General features: G+C 28.5%; 1 protein-coding gene. It reads left to right on the forward strand.

Going from position 1 to position 1,980, the window contains the following annotated elements; translation table 11 throughout:
- Positions 1-17 precede the first annotated feature (17 nt).
- On the forward strand, positions 18-1,979 hold the full coding sequence (locus tag L8V77_RS07605; RefSeq protein ID WP_263707393.1) for a ShlB/FhaC/HecB family hemolysin secretion/activation protein: 1,962 nt from the start codon (positions 18-20) through the stop codon (positions 1,977-1,979).
- Position 1,980 lies beyond the last annotated feature (1 nt).

Consider the following 1,980-nt stretch of genomic DNA (forward strand, 5'->3'; position numbering starts at 1 on the left):
AAAAGGAACAAACAACCATGAAAAAACTCTTATTTAGCACTATAGCACTTAGTTCTTTAGTCTATGCTAATAATGGAAGTATTACCATAGCTAAAAATGATATAGAAAAGGTTATAGAACTATCCCCTGATAGAAACCTCCCTCAAAACAAAGCTATCAAAGAAAATCTAAAAACTAAAGATGATTATATAAAAAGCCAAGAAGCTAAAAAAGACTTTGAAGAAAAAAAGAAAGAATTAAAAGAAAAACTAAATCAAGAAGAGGAAGCTAATGGGGAAACTAACAATCAAACTAATAACACTACCAGCCCAAATAACCAAACTAGCACTAATACTACCAATACAAACAATGATAAAACTAATACTAATGTAAATGATAATAATTCTAACTCAACTAATAATAATACAAATAATCAAACTAATAATAGTTCTAATAATAATACTACTAATACAAACAACCAAACTAATAATACTAACACCACTACCACCAAAAAAGTAATAACCAAATATAAATTTGTTATCACTAATGAAAACACTAGCTTTGAAAAGCTAGGTATTAAAGAAGAAGATTTACAATTACTTATTAGTGAGTTTAGTGCTAGAAAATTTAGCTTACAAGATTTACAAGATATATCTAATATCATTGCTTATTATTTCCAAGTTAATGGCTATCCTGCAGCAACAGCTTATGTACCCCAACAAGAATTTGAAGATAGTGTACAAATAAACATAGCCTTAGGAACATTAGGTAAGTATATAGTAAAGAATAAAACTACTATAAAAGATTATTTTATAGAAAGTAAGCTTAATGAAAGAATCAAAGGTAAAATCATCTCTACTAAGTTAATAGAAGATAGTGTATATAAAGTCAATGAAATGTATGGAGTACAAACCCTAGCAGGTTTACAAGCAGGAGAGAATGTAGGAGAAACTGATGTAGTTATAGAAGTAGTTCCTGATACTAAGGCTAATGTATTATTATATACTGATAATTATGGTATTGAAAGTGCAGGGGATATTAGAGCTGGTATTAGTATGGGATTTAATTCTATATTTAATATGGGAGATTATTATAATTTTTACTTACAATCAAGCAATGAAAAACAAATTAACTATGGAGCTAGTTATACTTTCTTTTTAGGAAATTTAAAAATTACTCCAAGTATATCTCAAGGATCTTATTCTTTAGGTGGAGATTATAAAGAAGTTGGCTTTAGTGGTACTTCTAGAAATTTTGGTATAGACTTTTCTTATCCTGTATGGATTAATACTAATTCATCTTTATATTTTACTTCTAGTATTTATCATAAAATATTAAAAGATGAGTCTTTTTCAAATACTTTCTTTCCTTATACGGTCGATAAACATTCTAATGTAGGTAGTATGGGTTTAGAAGGTTTATTTAGAGGCTTTGAGAATAATACTTTAAGTTATAGTGCTAAGGTAAGTGTGGGTAAGGTATATGATGATGGTGCTACTATGCTTGGAAGTACATCTAAAACCGGAGACAAAGGCTTTGGCTGGTTTAGAAAACTCAATGCTAGTTTGAATAATTATTATAGTATTAATGAATACATTACTCATACTTTAAATATAAACTATCAAAAGGTATTAGGAAATTTTGAATTAGATTCTTCTGAGAGTTCCTCTTTAGGTGGAGCTTATGGAGTAAGAGCTTATGATAATGGAGAAGGTGATGGAGATAATACCATAATAGCTAACTTTGGTATAAGAATAAATATACCAAATACGAATTTTTATTTTACTCCTTTTTATGATATAGGTTATGCTTGGTATGAAAAAGACTCAGGGGATAGATTAGCAGATGAGCATTTTTTAGATGCAGTAGGCTTGCAAATACTTTATAATAAAACTAATGAGTATTATATAAAGCTTGATGCAGCAAGAGCAGTTCATCAGTATAAATACGATGATGATCATAGAATGAAGTTATATTTAAGTGGTGGGGTGTATTTTTAAC

The organism is Campylobacter sp. IFREMER_LSEM_CL2127 (assembly GCF_025771745.1).
Taxonomy (GTDB): Bacteria; Campylobacterota; Campylobacteria; order Campylobacterales; family Campylobacteraceae; genus Campylobacter_D.